Annotated in this window: 16 protein-coding genes; 13 read left to right on the forward strand and 3 right to left on the reverse strand. The window is 65.5% G+C overall.

Annotation, left to right across the window (positions count from 1 at the left end):
• Positions 1 to 44 precede the first annotated feature (44 nt).
• The 9 genes from AC2YJX_RS02060 to AC2YJX_RS02100 all read left to right on the forward strand — a co-directional run bounded on the left by AC2YJX_RS02060 (position 45) and on the right by AC2YJX_RS02100 (position 8,287).
• Complete coding sequence (locus AC2YJX_RS02060; RefSeq protein ID WP_218301153.1) at positions 45 to 428, forward strand: endonuclease domain-containing protein; 384 nt, start codon at positions 45 to 47, stop codon at positions 426 to 428.
• Complete coding sequence (gene prpF, locus AC2YJX_RS02065; protein ID WP_487255147.1) at positions 425 to 1,615, forward strand: 2-methylaconitate cis-trans isomerase PrpF; 1,191 nt, start codon at positions 425 to 427, stop codon at positions 1,613 to 1,615. Before AC2YJX_RS02060 ends, prpF begins: the two co-directional genes overlap by 4 nt.
• A 77-nt stretch (positions 1,616 to 1,692) precedes the next feature.
• On the forward strand, positions 1,693 to 2,553 hold the full coding sequence (locus tag AC2YJX_RS02070; protein ID WP_487255148.1) for an isocitrate lyase/PEP mutase family protein: 861 nt from the start codon (positions 1,693 to 1,695) through the stop codon (positions 2,551 to 2,553).
• Between the two features lie 166 nt (positions 2,554 to 2,719).
• Positions 2,720 to 4,102 (forward strand): sensor domain-containing protein, encoded by a 1,383-nt coding sequence (locus tag AC2YJX_RS02075; protein WP_436129225.1) that lies wholly within the window; start codon positions 2,720 to 2,722, stop codon positions 4,100 to 4,102.
• A gap of 94 nt (positions 4,103 to 4,196) precedes the next feature.
• On the forward strand, positions 4,197 to 4,664 hold the full coding sequence (locus tag AC2YJX_RS02080; RefSeq protein WP_055397820.1) for a CopD family protein: 468 nt from the start codon (positions 4,197 to 4,199) through the stop codon (positions 4,662 to 4,664).
• A gap of 58 nt (positions 4,665 to 4,722) precedes the next feature.
• The gene (locus tag AC2YJX_RS02085; RefSeq protein WP_436129224.1) at positions 4,723 to 5,400 is read left to right on the forward strand and encodes a hypothetical protein; all 678 of its coding nucleotides are present in this window, start codon (positions 4,723 to 4,725) and stop codon (positions 5,398 to 5,400) included.
• A 122-nt stretch (positions 5,401 to 5,522) separates the two neighbouring features.
• Complete coding sequence (locus tag AC2YJX_RS02090) at positions 5,523 to 7,367, forward strand: ABC transporter ATP-binding protein (protein WP_218301157.1); 1,845 nt, start codon at positions 5,523 to 5,525, stop codon at positions 7,365 to 7,367.
• Between the two features lie 114 nt (positions 7,368 to 7,481).
• Positions 7,482 to 7,814: an EthD family reductase gene (locus AC2YJX_RS02095; RefSeq protein WP_431149343.1), complete on the forward strand. Its 333-nt coding sequence runs from the start codon at positions 7,482 to 7,484 to the stop codon at positions 7,812 to 7,814.
• A 131-nt stretch (positions 7,815 to 7,945) separates the two neighbouring features.
• The gene (locus tag AC2YJX_RS02100) at positions 7,946 to 8,287 is read left to right on the forward strand and encodes a helix-turn-helix domain-containing protein (protein ID WP_487255149.1); all 342 of its coding nucleotides are present in this window, start codon (positions 7,946 to 7,948) and stop codon (positions 8,285 to 8,287) included.
• A gap of 153 nt (positions 8,288 to 8,440) precedes the next feature.
• Here AC2YJX_RS02100 and AC2YJX_RS02105 read toward each other — a convergent pair whose 3' ends face one another.
• Together AC2YJX_RS02105 and AC2YJX_RS02110 are read right to left on the reverse strand one after the other, a co-directional pair.
• On the reverse strand, positions 8,441 to 9,439 hold the full coding sequence (locus AC2YJX_RS02105; protein ID WP_487255150.1) for a Bug family tripartite tricarboxylate transporter substrate binding protein: 999 nt from the start codon (positions 9,437 to 9,439) through the stop codon (positions 8,441 to 8,443).
• Positions 9,440 to 9,541: 102 nt separating this feature from the next.
• Positions 9,542 to 10,639 carry a lactonase family protein gene (locus AC2YJX_RS02110; protein ID WP_487255151.1) on the reverse strand — a complete coding sequence of 366 codons (1,098 nt, stop codon included), beginning with the start codon at positions 10,637 to 10,639 and terminating at the stop codon, positions 9,542 to 9,544.
• Positions 10,640 to 11,017: 378 nt separating this feature from the next.
• Here AC2YJX_RS02110 and AC2YJX_RS02115 point away from each other — a divergent pair, with 378 nt between their 5' ends.
• From AC2YJX_RS02115 to AC2YJX_RS02130, 4 genes are all read left to right on the forward strand, one after another.
• On the forward strand, positions 11,018 to 11,989 hold the full coding sequence (locus tag AC2YJX_RS02115) for a Bug family tripartite tricarboxylate transporter substrate binding protein (RefSeq protein WP_121506279.1): 972 nt from the start codon (positions 11,018 to 11,020) through the stop codon (positions 11,987 to 11,989).
• A 199-nt stretch (positions 11,990 to 12,188) separates the two neighbouring features.
• Entirely contained in the window at positions 12,189 to 13,100 is a 912-nt protein-coding gene (gene kdgD, locus AC2YJX_RS02120; RefSeq protein ID WP_121506278.1) for a 5-dehydro-4-deoxyglucarate dehydratase, read from the forward strand.
• Positions 13,101 to 13,242: 142 nt separating this feature from the next.
• Positions 13,243 to 13,716, forward strand: coding sequence for a nuclear transport factor 2 family protein (locus tag AC2YJX_RS02125; protein ID WP_487255152.1), 474 nt, complete (start codon positions 13,243 to 13,245; stop codon positions 13,714 to 13,716).
• 72 nt (positions 13,717 to 13,788) lie between these two features.
• Positions 13,789 to 14,757, forward strand: coding sequence for a 2-hydroxyacid dehydrogenase (locus AC2YJX_RS02130; RefSeq protein ID WP_487255153.1), 969 nt, complete (start codon positions 13,789 to 13,791; stop codon positions 14,755 to 14,757).
• Between the two features lie 101 nt (positions 14,758 to 14,858).
• Here AC2YJX_RS02130 and AC2YJX_RS02135 read toward each other — a convergent pair whose 3' ends face one another.
• Entirely contained in the window at positions 14,859 to 15,725 is an 867-nt protein-coding gene (locus tag AC2YJX_RS02135) for a LysR family transcriptional regulator (protein ID WP_487255154.1), read from the reverse strand.

The following is a 15,725-nucleotide window of genomic DNA, read 5'->3' on the forward strand; positions in this document are numbered from 1 at the left end:
CTCGCCCCTTGTGGGAGAGGGGCCGGGGGAGAGGGGGCCTACCCATGGACCAACGCCAATTCACCAAAACCCTGCGCCAGAACATGACCGACGCCGAACAGCTGCTCTGGAGGCACCTGCGTGCCCACCGCATGGACGGCCAGAAGTTCCGCCGCCAACAACCCATCGGCCCCTATATCGTGGACTTTGTGCATTTCGGTCTGCGGCTGATCGTGGAAGCCGATGGCGGGCAGCATGTGGATTCGGAGCACGACGCTGCCCGCGACGCCTGGCTGCACAGCCAGGGCTTCACCCTGCTGCGGTTTTGGAACAACGACATCCTGCACAACACGGATGCGGTGCTGGAAAGCATCTGGAATGCTGTGCGTGCGGGCACCCCCTCTCCCCCGGCCCCTCTCCCACAAGGGGCGAGGGGAGGAACACCATGAACAACCATCCTTCTCAAATCAAAATCCCTGCCACTTACATGCGTGGCGGCACTAGCAAAGGTGTCTTCTTCAAGTTAGAAGACCTGCCCGCCCCCGCCCAACAACCCGGCCCCGCCCGCGACGCCCTACTGCTGCGCGTGCTGGGCAGCCCTGATCCGTACGGCAAGCAGATCGACGGCATGGGCAATGCGTCATCGAGCACCAGCAAGGCGGTGATTCTGTCGCGCAGTACGCGGCCAGGGCACGATGTGGACTACCTGTTTGGCCAGGTATCCATCGACCAGCCCTTCGTGGACTGGAGCGGCAACTGCGGCAACCTCTCGGCCGCGGTGGGGCCTTGCGCCATCCACATGGGGCTGATCGATGCGGCGCGGATTCCGCAGGACGGCACCATCCCCATCCGCATCTGGCAGGCCAACATCGGCAAGACCATCGTGGCGCATGTGCCCATTGCCCATAGGCAGGTGCAGGAGACGGGCGACTTTGAGCTGGATGGCGTGACCTTTGCGGCGGCCGAGGTGGCGCTGGAGTTCATGGACCCGGCGGACGACGGCGACGCAGGGGGAGCCATGTTCCCGACGGGCAACGTGGTGGACACCTTGGAGGTGTCCGGGGTCGGCAGCTTCGCCGCCACGCTGATCAACGCGGGCATCCCCACCATCTTTCTCAATGCACAAGAGCTGGGCTACGCCGGCACCGAGCTACAAGGTGCCATCAATGGCGATGCGGCGGCGCTGGCACGCTTCGAGGCCATCCGCGCCCACGGCGCCTTGCGCATGGGGCTGATCCGTGACCTGGGCGAGGCCACCATGCGCCAGCACACCCCCAAGATCGCCTTCGTCGCGCCGCCTGCCAGCTACACGGCCTCCAGCGGAAAAGCCATTGACGCCAAGGACATCGACCTGCTGGTGCGCGCGCTCTCCATGGGCCAGCTGCACCACGCCATGATGGGCACGGCGGCCGTGGCCATTGGCACGGCCGCAGCCATCCCCGGCACGCTGGTCAACCTGGCAGCGGGCGGGGGCGTGCGCAGCAGCGTGCGGTTTGGCCACCCCTCGGGCACCCTGCGTGTGGGGGCCGAAGCAGCGCAGGTCAACGGCCAGTGGAAGGTGACCAAGGCCCTGATGAGCCGCAGCGCCCGCATCCTGATGGAAGGCTGGGTGCGTGTGCCTGGCGGTATTTTTTGAGTTTTTTAGCCTCTTCCGCCCATCCGTCAAGCCTTTGTAGCTACAAAAATAATAGCAAATCAAATCCCTTGCAATTCATGAACACCAAACAACAACTCAAGGCCCTGGCCCACGCCCGCCGTGGCGTCATCGTGCCTGGCGCCTTCAACGCCCTCTCCGCCCGCGTGGTGGCCGACCTGGGGTTTGAAGCCATTTACATCACCGGCGCAGGCGTCACCAACATGTGGTTCGGCCTTCCGGATCAGGCCTTCATGGGGCTGACCGACATTGCCGACCACACGGCCCGCATACGCGACGCGGTGGAGCTGCCGCTCATCGTGGATGCCGACACGGGCTTTGGCAACGCACTCAACACCTACCACGCGGTGCGAACGCTGGAGCGCGCAGGTGCCGACTGCATCCAGCTCGAAGACCAGGTCAGCCCCAAGCGCTGCGGGCACTTCAGCGGCAAGGAGGTGATCAGCACCGACGAGATGCTGGGCAAGATCAAGGCCGCCGTAGACGCTCGCCGCGACCCCAACACCCTCATCCTGGCACGCACGGATGCCTGCGCCACCCAGGGCTTTGAAGCGGCAGTGGAGCGCGCCCAGCGTTTTCAGGAGGCGGGTGCCGACATCCTGTTTGTGGAGGCCGTCACCACGCTGGACGAGATCCGCGCCCTGCCCCAGCGGCTGGCCGCGCCCCAACTGATGAACATGGTGATCGGCGGCAAGACGCCCATCACCTGCGCTGAAGAACTGGCCGCCCTGGGCTACGGCCTGGTGCTGTACGCCAACGCCGCGCTGCAGGGCGCGGTGGCGGGCATGCAGAAGGCGCTGACCGTGCTGCGCGACACCCAACGCATTGATGAAGACCCCGCCCTGGTGGCGCCGTTTGCCGAGCGCCAGCGGCTGGTCCAAAAAATGGCCTGGGATGCGCGGGAAGAGAAATACACCTAAAAAATGCCTACAGCGCTTTAACTACAAGCGCCAAAAGCTATTAATTTGATAGCAATCGGCACTCGCTTAATGGATATCCCTTGGGTTGCGGGCTGCATCCATGCCGCACAACAAGGGGGCGCACGGCACAATGGGTCTTCTTGGCACCTTGTGCGCGCTACCCTTCATGCAAAGCATCCCTTCTGAAAACGTGGTGGACCTGCTGCTCGACGCGGTCTGCGTCGTCCATGTGGACAGCACCATTGAGTTTGTAAGCCCGGCGTTCGAGCGCATCTTTGGCTACGCCCCCGAGGAAGTCATTGGCAAACGCATGTTCGACCTGGTGCACCCTGAAGACCTGGCCGTCACCCAAAGCCAGGCGCAGCGTGTGATGGATGGCCATCTGCAGTTGCAGTTTGAAAACCGCTATGTGCGCAAGGATGGCTCCATCGCGCACGTCCGCTGGACTGCGCGCTGGTTGCCTGACAAGCAGCGGCGGCTGGCGGTGGCGCACGACATCACCGAGCGCAAGTTCACCGAGTCCATGCAGGCGGTGATCTATGCCATCTCCGAAGCCGCTCACACCACACACAACCTGCAGGCGCTGTTCCAGCACATCCACCAGATCATCGGGCGCCTGCTGCCTGCCACCAACTTCGCGGTCGCGCTCTACGACGCCTGCAGTGATTCGTTGAGTTTTCCGTACCACGTCAATGAACCGGGCGCCGCCCCCACGCCCCCGGCGCCAGTGCAGGATGCGCTGTGTGCCGAGGTGATCCACAGCGGCAGCACCCTTCTGTTGACGCCCGATACCCCCAACAACGCCGACCCCCGCGCCGCGCAACTGCGCCGGCAGCTACCCCAGGAACACGCACCGCTCTACTGGCTGGGCGTGCCGCTGCAAACCCAGAAAGGCGCCATTGGTGCGCTGGTGCTGCAAAGCTACAACGAGCAGGGCCGCTACACCGAAAAGGACAAGGAACTGCTGCAGTTTGTCTCCACCCAGGTCGCAGCCGCCATCGAGCGCAAGCAGATGCACGAGCGCCTGGAGCACATGGCGCAGTACGACCAGCTCACGCACCTGCCCAACCGCCAGCTGTTTCTGGACCGACTCAAGACCGCACTGGCCCGCGCGCGGCGCGACCAAAGCCTGCTGTCGCTGCTGTTCCTCGACCTGGACGACTTCAAGCAGGTCAACGACAGCCTGGGCCATGCCATGGGCGACCTGCTGCTGCAGCGGGTGGCCCAGCGGCTGCTGGAGTGCGTGCGCGGCTCGGACACCGTCGCGCGCCTGGGGGGCGACGAATTTGTGGTGCTGCTCGAAGGCGGCCATGCCCGCGAACACGCCGCCGCAGCGGCCGACAAGATCCTGGCAGCCTTCGGCCAGCCATTTGACCTGGAAGGTATCCGCCTGAGCATCCAGCCGAGCATCGGCGTGGCCATCTACCCCGAGCATGGGGGCGAAGAACACCGGTTGCTGGGCCATGCCGACGAGGCGATGTACCTGTCCAAGAAAAGCGGCGGCAACCAGGTGCGGGTGGCTTCACCCCGGGATGGGCTGGTGCCTTGACGCTGGTTGCCGCACCGCCAGCCTGCTAAGCAGACCCGCCGCGCCCTCTCTCTTTTACTTCCACCCAAACCCTTTATTCCAAACGTTCCACGCCATGCTCTACAACGCGCTCCAGCTCGCCCATGTCCTGTCCATCATCGTGTGGATCGGTGGCATGGTGTTTGCCCATTTCTTTTTGCGCCCCGCAGCGCAGTCGCTGGAGCCCCCGCAGCGTGTGCGGCTCATGCACGATGTGCTGCAGCGCTTTTTCGCTGCCGTGGGTGTGGCCGTGCTGGTGGTGCTGGGCAGCGGGCTGTGGATGATCGGCCGCGTGGCGAAACAAACGGTGCAGGCCGGGGGCAGCTTTGCCATGCCACTGGACTGGACCATCATGGCCACGCTGGGCCTGGCGATGATGGTCATCTTCGGGCACATCCGGTTTGCGCTGTTCCGACGCCTGCAGCGGGCGGTGGCTGCATCGGATTGGCCCGCTGGCGGCAAGGCCCTGGGCAGCATCCGCAGCTGGGTGGGCGTGAATCTGGCCTTGGGCGTGGTGATCGTGGTGGTCACGCTGCTCGTCTAACGGTGGGCGCCCACCAGCGACCTGTTGGCCACCACACGCCCTGCGCTGTACCCCATTGATGAAACGCATTGCCTGGATCTCTTGTGCGGCCCTGGCCGTGTGCCTGCTCACCGCAGGCGCGGCCAGCTGGTGGGCGCAGCACCGCGTTGACAGTGCCCTGGCACAGACGGCACAACTGCAGCGCCAAGTGACCGAACTCAACAATGCGCTGCTGGGCTATACCCGCTACACCAGCTACCTCACCGCAGGCAAACAGACGCTGGCCGAGCAGATGAAGCTGCTCGCCGCCACCGTGGTCCGCGAAGAAGGAGCCACGCAGATCATCGAAAAATCGGTGCTGGGCATCGCATCCACCGGTGTCGTAGCCATCACCTACACCGCCGAATACGCCTTCGGCTTTGACCTGCGCCCCGAAAGCTACGAGCTGCACGCCACCGACAGCGGCATCGAGGTGCACATCCACCGCCCCGCGCTGGTGGCCGCACCAGCCGTTACCAACCTGCAGCACCGCATCCTCTCGGGCGGGCTGCTGACCGACAACAAAGGCGCTGTCATCAAGCTGAGCCAGGAGGCCGCCAAACGCGCTCGCCAGCAGGGCGAGGCCATGGCGTCCGATCCGGCCGTGCTGGCGCTGTGCGAAAAAAGCCTGACCGAGTTTCTGTACGGCTTTCTGACCAAACAGCCCGGCGTGAAGCAGGTGCCGCGCATCCGCGTGGTCTACAAACCGTCGGCGTAGGGGCCTGCTCCTACCCCAATTCCCCACCCATGGGGCTGACCCTCATGGTCCTGAGTGCATTGCGGCCGGGCGCCACAGAGCGGTACCACCGCACGTACCATGGTGGACAAGGAGTTCTGACTTTGTTCCGTTTTTTCGAAAGCCGCCTTCCCCCCTATCCCCCCGCCGAACCTCACCTGCCCCCCAAGGACTTCATGGCCTTTGTGTGGGATGGCACCCGTGGCCTGCGTGGCTACGTAGCAGCCATGGCAGGCCTGTCTGCGGCCATCGCCATCTATGAAGCGCTGCTGTTTGCGGTGCTCGGCCATGTGGTGGACTGGATCTCCAGCACGGCCCCGGGTGCGCTGTGGGCCGAGCGCAAAGGAGAGTTGATGGGCATCACCGCCCTGCTCCTGGCCTCGGTGCTGCTGGTGGCCGTGCAGACCAGCATCAAGCACCAGGTGCTGGCCATCAACTTCCCACTGCGCTTGCGCTGGAACTTTCACCGCCTGATGCTGGGCCAGAGCATGGCGTTCTACGCGGACGAGTTTGCGGGCCGCATCACCACCAAGATCATGCAGACGGCCCTTGCCGTGCGCGACATGATCTTCACGACCACCGACGTGGTGATCGGCATGGGCATCTACCTTGTCACCATCCTCGTGTTGCTGGCCGGGTTCGACGCGCGGCTGCTGGCGCCTTTTGCCGCGTGGATGGTGGCCTATGGCCTGGCCTGCTGGTACTTTGTGCCGCGCCTGGGCAAGGTAGGCAAGGCGCAGGCCGATGCGCGCTCGGTAATGACCGGGCGCATTACCGACGCGTACACCAACATCGCCACCGTCAAGCTGTTCTCGCACACGCGGCGCGAGTCTGAATTTGCGCGTGCCGCCATGGACGCGTTCAAGCTCACGGGCTATGCCCAGATGCGCCTGGTGAGCCGGTTCGAGATCGTGAACCACATCCTGGTGGTGGCCATGATCCTCAGCGCCTGCGGCACCGCGCTGTGGCTGTGGTCGGCGGGCGAAGTCGGTGCCGGTGCCGTGGCCGCCGTCACCGCCATGACCCTGCGCGTGTCCGGCCACGCCCACTGGGTGATGTGGGAGATGACCACCCTGTTCGAGAGCGTGGGCACCATCCAGGATGGCATCAACACGCTGACCAAACCCCGCACCGTGGTGGACGCGCCCGACGCTAAACCACTCGTTGTGACGCAGGGCGAAGTGCATTTTGAGGACATGACCTTTGCCTACGGCAGCGGCCCCGGGGCCCGCCCGGTCATCGACCGGCTCAACCTGACCATACGCCCCGGCGAGAAAATCGGCCTGATTGGCCGCTCGGGCGCGGGCAAGTCCACGCTGGTCAACCTGCTGCTGCGCTTTCATGACGTGCAGTCGGGCCGCATCCTGATCGACGGGCAGGACATCGCCCATGTCACGCAGGACAGCCTGCGCCGCAACATCGGCATGGTCACGCAAGACACCTCGCTGCTGCACCGCTCCATGCGCGACAACATCCTGTATGGCCGCCCCGACGCCAGCGAGGCCGACCTGCACCAGGCGGCCGAGCGCGCCGAGGCGGCGGATTTCATCGCCACGCTCACCGACCTGCAGGGCCGCACCGGCTACGAGGCACATGTGGGCGAGCGCGGCGTCAAACTCTCGGGCGGCCAGCGCCAGCGCGTGGCCATTGCACGCGTGATGCTCAAGGACGCGCCCATCCTGCTGCTGGACGAAGCCACCAGCGCGCTCGACTCCGAGGTCGAAGCCGCCATCCAGCAAAGCCTGGACGGCCTGATGCAAGGCAAGACGGTGATCGCCATTGCCCACCGCCTGTCCACCATTGCCGCCATGGACCGCCTCATCGTGATGGACGCAGGCCGCATCGTCGAAGAAGGCACCCACGCGCAGCTGCTGGGCCAGGGCGGCGTGTATGCGCGGCTGTGGGGGCACCAGAGCGGCGGGTTCCTGGGCGAATCGGAAGAAGACTGAGTCGGCGAGCAAGGTTACGAGCCACATGGGCGACACGCTGTCGCGCACGCGGCTGTGCGGCGGGTGTGTTGTCCCTACGGTGGCGGGTTTCAACCACTGGATGGAATCGCACCAATGATCAAAGTCACCGCCCTGTACCGCTGGCGCGAAGGCGCCACCTTCAATCACGACTACTACCACGGTGAACACATGCGAATTGCCCGCGCGGCACTGCAGCCACTGGGCCTGCTGCGGCTGGAGAGCGACCGCGTGCTCTACCCTGGCGATCCTCGCCCGGGCCAGGCGGTGGCGCTAACCAACGCGTTCTTCAGCGACCTGAAGCAGGCGCAGACGGCTGCCAAGCAGACGGCAGCGGCGCTGATGGCCGATGTGCCCAACTACACCAACATCGAGCCCGAGTCGTACTTGGCGCAACTGAACGAACACAGCTTGACCACGGCGGAGTAGCGCCCCTCCCGCAGCGTGCTGCGGGCTGTAGAATTTCAATCAAATTGGCCTCTAGCGCTTATTCATAAAGCGCCATTAGCTATATAAATAATAGCAATCTACAAATCCGCAGCCCATCCAGCCCGTCCGCCATGATCCCCGAAACGCCTTTGCCACCCACCCCGCTGCACATGCCTGTGCCCACCGGCGATCAGCTCAAGGCCGCCCGCACTGCCGCGGGGCTGAGCCAGGCCCAGGCGGCCGAACTCATGGGCTACCCGCTGCAGACCGGCAGCCGGGGCGGCGTGCAGTCGCGCACCTGGCAAGCGCTGGAGAGCATGAGTGACGAGCGCAACATGCAGGGGCCGGTGTTTGCGATGTTCCTGCTGCTGACCGGCCAGCACCCCGATTTCCACTTGGAACGCAACAAGCGGCCAGACAGCGCGCACGGCCCAGAAGCGGCGGACGGCAAGGAAACTGCCTTCTCCAAATAGTCGCCCCGCAGCGCACCGCCCGTGGCCCGAGAGACTGGCGCGGCCCAGGCCAGTGCCCCGCGCAAGGGCCGCCCCGCCGCGCAGGGGGCGTCCCCCTCCCGCGCAGCGAGAGAGGGGGAAGGCGCGAAGCGACTCAGGGGGTGCCCCCCTTCTTCAATCTACCTTGATGTTCGCCGCCTTGATCACCTGGGCCCATTTTTCCACTTCGGCCTTTTGGAACGCAGCGATCTGCGTGGTGTTGAGGTCGGCGGGCTCCATGCCAAAGCCCTTCAGGCGGATTTGCATGTCCGGCTGGGCCAGGATTTTGCGGATCTCGTCGTGCAGGCGCGTGACCACCGGCGTGGGCGTGCCAGCCGGCACAAAGATGGCCTGCCAGGACTGCACCTGGAAGTCCTTGAGTTCTGCCACGCCGGACTCGGCTACGGTGGGCACGTCGGGCATGGAGGCCAGGCGCTGGGGTGAGGTGACGGCAATGGCGCGCAGTTTGCCGCTCTGGATGTGCGGCGCGGCCACCACCGTGGTGTCAAACATCATGTCCACCTGGCCGCTGATCACATCCTGGATGGCCGGGCCGCTGCCTTTGTAGGGGATGTGGGTGAACTTCACGCCCGACTTGTACGCCAGCAACTCCACGGCCAAATGCTGCGAGCTGCCCGTGCCGGCCGAGGCCGACGACAGGCCGCCTTGCTTGCCCTTCGCCCCCGCCAGCACGTCCTTGAGGGTTTTGTAAGGGCTGTTGGCCGCCACCACCAGCACGACCGGGTTGGTGCCGATCAGCGTGACGGGGCTGAAGGACTTGATGGGGTCGTAGCCCAGCTTGGGGTAGAGGCTCACGTTGATGGCGTGCGAGCTGACGGTGCCGCCCAGCAGGGTGTAGCCATCCGGCGCAGAGCGCGCAGCCGCTTCAGAGCCGATGCTGCCCGCCGCGCCGCCCTTGTTCTCCACCACCACCGTGGTGCCCAGGGCAGTACCCAGTTGCTGGCCAATCAGCCGCGCCAGCGTGTCGGTGGTGCCACCTGCAGCAAACGGCACCATGTAGGTGATGGGTTTGCCGGTGGGCCAGGTGCCCTGGGCTGTGGCGGGCAGGCTGACAAGGGTGCTGAAGGCTGCGGCCGCCAGGGCGGCGGTGTGGATGAGGGTTCTGCGTTGCATGGTGGTGTCTCCTGGGTGTTTTGTGGATGGTGAACGGAACGGCGATAGAAAAACGGAGCGCAAAAAAGCCGGTGCGGCTGGCGCGTGCAATGCAATGGACGCTCAGGGCAGATCGACGATCTCGACCCAATTGGGGTTCTTGCCCACCGGCACCCGCGTGGGCGTGCCGGGGATGCCGGTGGCCGGGTCGATGGGGTGTAGCGCCAGGTGGTGCGACTCCTGCCCTGCCGCGATCAGAAATCGGCCTGAAGAATCCACCGCAAAACCGCGCGGTGATTTCTCGGTGGGCACCTTGCCCAGCGGCTGCAGCTGGCCGGTGGCAGCGTCGACGCGAAAGCTGCTCAGCGTGCTGGAGGTGCGCTCGGACGCATACAGCGTGCGGCCGTCGGGCGACAGGTGAATGTCGGCGGCCCAGGGCTTGCCGTTAAAGCCTGCGGGCAGTGCCGTGGTGCGCTGCACCGGGCGCAGCGTGCCGCGCTCCTTGTCGTAGGCCATCACATGCACGGCGGCATCCAGCTCGTTCAGCACATACATGGTGCGCTGGGCGGTATCCCACACAAAGTGGCGCGGGCCGGATTTTTCGGGAGTCACCTGCGTCAGCGCGGGTTCATGGGCGGTGAGCCTGCCGCTCTCGGCATCAAAACGCCAGGCCGAAAGGTTGTCGCCGCCCAGGCTGGTGGCAAACACATGGCGGTTGGCCGCATCGGCGTGGATGGCGTGCGCGTGGGGCGCCGTGGGGATGAGTTGCTGCACCGCACCCACCGCCCCATCCTTGCCAATGCTGTTGACCGTGATCTTGTGGCCGGGGTAAGACGCCGCAAACAGCCAGCGCCCCGTGGCATCGGTGTCGATGTTGGCCATGCTGTCGGCCAGCGGGGCCTCGCCCAGCTTGCGCAGCTTGCCGCTGGTGGGGTCGATCGCCAGGCTCACCACCCTGAAAGGCTGCGAGCGCAACGCCACGTACAGCACCTTCTTGTCAGGGCTCACGGCCATCGGCATTGCGGTGCCGCCCAGCGGCACGGTGTCTACCGGCTTGAGCGTGGCAGTGTTGCGGTCCAGTTCAAACACCGAGACATCCTGGCTGTCCGCGTTGGCGACATACACCCAGGTTGCCGCCCAGGCGCCGGGGGTGGACAGCGCGGCAACGGCTGCCAGTGCCAGTTGTGCCACCCGGGTGCGTATGCGTGGAGTAGAGGTCATTGCCGTCTCCCGAAGGGGTCTGCGCGGTAGCAGGGCCTGGACCGCGGGTTGTGTGGGTGGATGGTCATCTGCCGGGCTGTGTGCTGAGGCACCCAGCTGTTGGCGGAGCGGTTGTGTTTTGTCATACGTTATATGTTGTCGTACAACAAGATCAGCATTGTCACCACAAGCCTGTCTTACACACGCAGGGATTACCCGAATTTCGACGAACAATCTGCAAGGATTCCCCACCTGCCTGGCAGAGGAGGAATGCGGTCAGGAAAGAGCTAGTGAAAACCCTCAATCCGCCCTAAGACCACCCAAAATTCTCACGGCATGTATTGCCATTTTGCAATCTTGGTTGTACGATGACTAACAACATCACTCAGGAGACATTCCATGACCCTGCGCCGTAGAGCCGCCCTTCTCGCCTGCATCGCCACCCTGGCAGCGGCCTCCGCCACCGCACAAAGCGCTGACTGGCCTGCAAAAACCCTGCGCATCGTGGTGCCCTACCCGCCCGGCGGCAGCTCGGACATCATTGCCCGTTCTATCAGCCAGGCGATGTCCGAGGCGCTCAAGCAGTCGGTCATCGTGGAGAACAAACCCGGCGCCAACGGCAACCTGGGCGCCGACTTTGTGGCCAAGGCCGAGCCCGATGGCTACACCATGCTGCTGTGTGACGTGGGCGCGCTGGCCATCAGCCCTTCGGTCTATACCAAGCTGTCGTTCGACCCCTCCAAGGACCTGCGTGGCGTGACCATGCTGGCCTACTCGCCCCACCTGCTGGTGGTGCATCCCTCGGTGCCGGTCAGCAACCTCAAGGAGCTGGTGGCGTACTCGAAGAAGAACGACCTGAACTTCGCCGTCACCGCCACCGGCAGCGCCCCCCATGTCGCTGGTGTGGCACTGGAACGCGCCGCCGGTGCGCGCTGGCAATACATCCCCTACAAGGGCGGCGTCACCGCCATCCAGGACACCGTGGCCGGGCAGACGCAGATCCTGATGAACGGCATGCTCGCCACCCTGCCCCACGTGCAAAACGGCAAGCTCAAGGTGCTGGGCGTCTCCAAGGCCACGCGCATGCCGCTGATCGGCGACGTGCCCACCATTGCAGAGCAGGGCGTGCCCGGTTTCGAATCCGGCACATGGCAAGGCATTCTGGTGCCGCGTGGCACGCCGGAAGCCGTCGTGCAGAAGCTCAACAAGGCGCTGATCACCGCCATTCGCGCGCCCGAGATCCGTTCGCGCCTGGCCGGCCAGGGCGCCGAGGTGGTCACCATGACCCCTGCCGAACAAGACCAGTTCTTCGCCAAGGAGCGCGCCCGCTGGGCCACAGTGGTGAAGGCCGCCAACATCAAGCTCGACTAAGAAGGTGTCAGCGAACCTCTCATGCCCGCTCATCCCGTCACAACACGCCCGCTCGTCGTTGCAAATGCTCGCCATAGCCCGCGCTATGGCTGCGCTTTGCGCCTAGACCGGCCGCGTTTTGGCAGTCTGCTCGGACATGCGGTATTCACTCACACCTCCTCCCTCGCCTTCCCATTTCCAACTACCGCCCCGCACTGACATGACTCCCCAAGAACTCAAAACCATCATGGGCTCCGGCCTGCTGTCGTTCCCGATCACGGACTTTGACGAGCAGGGCGAATTCCGCCCCAAGACCTATATCGAGCGCCTGGAATGGCTGGCCCCCTACGGCGCCAGCGCGCTGTTTGCCGCCGGTGGCACGGGCGAGTATTTCTCGCTCTCGGGCCCCGAGTACGGCCAGGTCATCAAGACCGCAGTGGATACCTGCCGTGGCAAGGTGCCCATCATTGCCGGTGCCGGTGGCCCCACCCGCACGGCCATTGCCCATGCGCAAGAGGCCGAGCGCCTGGGTGCGCACGGCATCCTGCTCTTGCCCCACTACCTGACCGAAGCTGGACAGGAAGGCCTGATCGCCCATGTGGAGCAGGTCTGCAAGAGCGTGAAGTTCGGCGTGATCGTCTACAACCGCGACCGCACCAAACTCACGGCCGAGTCCCTGGCCATCCTGGCCGACCGCTGCCCGAACCTGGTGGGCTTCAAGGACGGCGTGGGCAACATCGAGGTGATGTCCTCCATCTACATGAAGATGGGCGATCGCTTTTCGTACCTTGGCGGTCTGCCCACGGCCGAGGTGTATGCGGCGGCCTACAAGGCGCTGGGCACACCGGTGTATTCGTCGGCGGTGTTCAACTTCATCCCCCGCACGGCGATGGAGTTCTACAAGGCCGTGGCCAGTGACGACACGGCCACCCAGCACCGCTTGCTCAAATCCTTCTTCATGCCCTACCTGGCCATCCGCAACCGCGTGGAAGGCTATGGCGTCTCCATCATCAAGGCAGGTGCCCGCATCGTGGGCCACGACGGCGGGCCGGTGCGCGCGCCGCTGACGGACTTGAAGCCCAGCGAGATGGAAGAGCTCAAGGCGCTGATCGACAAGCTCGGCCCGCAGTAAGTGTGGCCTGACGGATGCCTCCAAGGGCCTGGTTTTCCAGGCCCTTTTTTCAGCGATTCCACACACCACGCGCCTGGCCGTGCACGGGCGTGTGGTGCCAACGCGGCACGCCAACACACAACACCATCAGGAGACAGACAACATGCTCAAGACCCTCATCCTCGCCGCAGCCAGCGCCCTGGCCCTTGTCACGCTGAGCGGCTGCGCCAGCCACGCGACCACCGCCGCGGCGACCCCTGCACCGGCCGCTTCCGAGCAGGCTGTGGCCGCCGCTGCCGAACGCCTGCGCTTGGCCATGATCGACCCCACGCCCGCTGCGCTGACTGCCCTCGTGGCCGACGACCTGAGCTATGGCCACTCGGGCGGCCGCGTGGACACCAAGGACAGCTTCATTGGCGATCTGGTGGCGGGCAAGTCGGACTTCGTAACCATCGCCATCACCGACCAGACCATCAAGGTGGTGGGCAACTCTGCCATCGTGCGCCACACCCTCACGGCCGACACCAACGACTCGGGCAAGCCCGGCAAGGTGCAGATCAAGATCCTGGGCGTGTGGCAACAGCAATGCGGCCAGTGGAAGCTGCTGGCCCGCCAGGCCGTGCGTGTAGCGGCATGATGTAGCCCGCAGGGCCGCCACGCGCGGCCCTTTGTTTTTATTCCGGCGCCCCCCGAAACCCTTCACAGCCCCATGACAGCTACCTCCCAGCCCCGCCTCCTGCAAATCGGCCGCCTGCCCTTGCCCGCCCTCGAAACCGAACTGGCCGCGCGCTACAGCGTGGCCTGCCTGGCCGACCAGGCCGACCCGCAGGGCTTTCTGGCGGCGCATGGCGCTGAGTTTTCGGGCGTGGTCACCACGGCGTCCATCGGGCTCACGGGAGAGGTGATCGCCGCCCTACCCCATCTGCAGGTCATCAGCAGCTTTGGCGTGGGCTTTGACGCGCTCGACATCGGCGCCGCCACTGCCCGCGGCGTGCAGGTGGGCTACACGCCCGGCGTGCTCAACGACTGTGTGGCCGACATGGCGTTTGCGCTGATGCTGGACGTGTCGCGCGGCATTGCCGCCAGCGACCGGTTTGTGCGCCAGGGCCAATGGCCCAAGGCACGGTTTGCGCTGGGCACGCGGGTGTCGGGCAAGCGCCTGGGCATCGTTGGCATGGGCCGCATCGGCCAGGCCGTGGCCGAGCGCGCGGCGGGCTTCCGCATGGAGGTGGGCTACCACAACCGCCGCCCGGCCGAGGGCTGCGCGCAACACTACTTCGAGTCGCTGACCACCCTCGCGCAATGGGCCGACTACCTGGTGCTGACGGTGGCGGGCGGCGCGGGCACGCGCCACCTGGTCAACCGCGATGTGCTCGATGCCTTGGGCCCGCAGGGCTACCTCATCAACGTGGCGCGTGGCAGCGTGGTGGATGAGGCGGCGCTCATCGACGCCCTGGCCGAGCGCCGCATCGCCGGTGCGGGCCTGGACGTGTTCGACAACGAACCCCATGTGCCCGCCGCCCTGATGGCGCTGGACAACGTGGTGCTCACCCCCCACACCGCCAGTGCCACGCACGAAACCCGCCGTGCGATGGCGGACCTGGTGCTGGAGAACCTGCATGCGTTCTATACCTCGGGTGCCGTGCGGGTGCCGGTGCCAGGCACGGTGGCTGGCTGACCGTTGGTTTTTCAAGCTTTTTAGACTGTTTGCGCGCGTCCATCATGCCTTTTTAGCTACCAAATAAATAGCATCAAGCTCCACCCCCGGGCGCCCCTGCCTCACACCCGCCCCGCAAACACCTCCGGCCCCAGGCGGGGCTTGCGCGCCTTGCGCTCGAACAGCCACATGCCATACAGCGGCAGTGCCTCGGCCAGTTGCAGCGGCACCACCTGCTCTGCCGCAGCCCCCAGCAGCGCGGGGTGTGGCAGCACGGCCAGCAGGTCAGAGCCCACCACCAGGTTCAGCAGGCTGGCAAAGTCCGGGCAGCGCACAGCCATGCGCGGCGCGGGCATGCGCCGCACGCGGTGCGCCTCGGTCAGCACGTCCACCGGGCCGCTCACGCTCGGGCCCACACAGCCCCAGGCGGCGCCTTGCAAATCGGCCAGTGACCGGGCCTGCGCCAGCGGGTGGCGGCGCCGTGCATAAATTTGCGGCTGCAGCTCGTACAAGCGCCACTGCAGCACATCCGGGTGGGCAAACTGGCGCGGCCGGGGCGCAATCACGGCATCGAAGCTGCCATGCAGCAGGCCCGTCAGCAGGCTCCCCTCGTCGGCGGTGGTCATCTCCAGTGAACGCTGGGGCTGCGGCAGGCACCAGGCCTCGTAAAGCAGCGGCCCACAGACCAGCGCGGCGGAGGCCGTGAGCCCCACGCGCAACCGATTGCGGTCCACAGCGGCCCGGCGGGCCTGCGGCAAGGCGTCGATGCGCTGGGCCAGCGGCGCGCCTTCGGCCACCACACGCCGGGCCAGGTCGGTGGGCACATAACGGCGCCCGTCGCGCACCAGCAGCGGCGCGTCGAACTGCGCCTGCAGCGCCTTCATGCCCTGGCTGATGGCGGGCTGCGACACCCCACAGGCCTGCGCCGCGCGCGCAAACGAGCCCTGGTCGATGACGGATTGGAGGTAATGCAGGTAGCGCAGATACAT

Source organism: Acidovorax sp. SRI_002 (assembly GCF_057586455.1).

Excerpts from the sequence above, each read along its gene's own strand:
- AC2YJX_RS02060 (WP_218301153.1), top strand. The coding sequence starts at position 45 with ATGGACCAACGCCAATTCACCAAAACCCTGCGCCAGAACATGACCGAC.
- prpF (WP_487255147.1), top strand. The coding sequence starts at position 425 with ATGAACAACCATCCTTCTCAAATCAAAATCCCTGCCACTTACATGCGT.
- AC2YJX_RS02070 (WP_487255148.1), top strand. The coding sequence starts at position 1,693 with ATGAACACCAAACAACAACTCAAGGCCCTGGCCCACGCCCGCCGTGGC.
- AC2YJX_RS02075 (WP_436129225.1), top strand. The coding sequence starts at position 2,720 with ATGCAAAGCATCCCTTCTGAAAACGTGGTGGACCTGCTGCTCGACGCG.
- AC2YJX_RS02080 (WP_055397820.1), top strand. The coding sequence starts at position 4,197 with ATGCTCTACAACGCGCTCCAGCTCGCCCATGTCCTGTCCATCATCGTG.
- AC2YJX_RS02085 (WP_436129224.1), top strand. The coding sequence starts at position 4,723 with ATGAAACGCATTGCCTGGATCTCTTGTGCGGCCCTGGCCGTGTGCCTG.
- AC2YJX_RS02095 (WP_431149343.1), top strand. The coding sequence starts at position 7,482 with ATGATCAAAGTCACCGCCCTGTACCGCTGGCGCGAAGGCGCCACCTTC.
- AC2YJX_RS02100 (WP_487255149.1), top strand. The coding sequence starts at position 7,946 with ATGATCCCCGAAACGCCTTTGCCACCCACCCCGCTGCACATGCCTGTG.
- AC2YJX_RS02105 (WP_487255150.1), bottom strand. The coding sequence starts at position 9,439 with ATGCAACGCAGAACCCTCATCCACACCGCCGCCCTGGCGGCCGCAGCC.
- AC2YJX_RS02110 (WP_487255151.1), bottom strand. The coding sequence starts at position 10,639 with ATGACCTCTACTCCACGCATACGCACCCGGGTGGCACAACTGGCACTG.
- AC2YJX_RS02115 (WP_121506279.1), top strand. The coding sequence starts at position 11,018 with ATGACCCTGCGCCGTAGAGCCGCCCTTCTCGCCTGCATCGCCACCCTG.
- kdgD (WP_121506278.1), top strand. The coding sequence starts at position 12,189 with ATGACTCCCCAAGAACTCAAAACCATCATGGGCTCCGGCCTGCTGTCG.
- AC2YJX_RS02125 (WP_487255152.1), top strand. The coding sequence starts at position 13,243 with ATGCTCAAGACCCTCATCCTCGCCGCAGCCAGCGCCCTGGCCCTTGTC.
- AC2YJX_RS02130 (WP_487255153.1), top strand. The coding sequence starts at position 13,789 with ATGACAGCTACCTCCCAGCCCCGCCTCCTGCAAATCGGCCGCCTGCCC.
- AC2YJX_RS02135 (WP_487255154.1), bottom strand. The coding sequence starts at position 15,725 with ATGTATCTGCGCTACCTGCATTACCTCCAATCCGTCATCGACCAGGGC.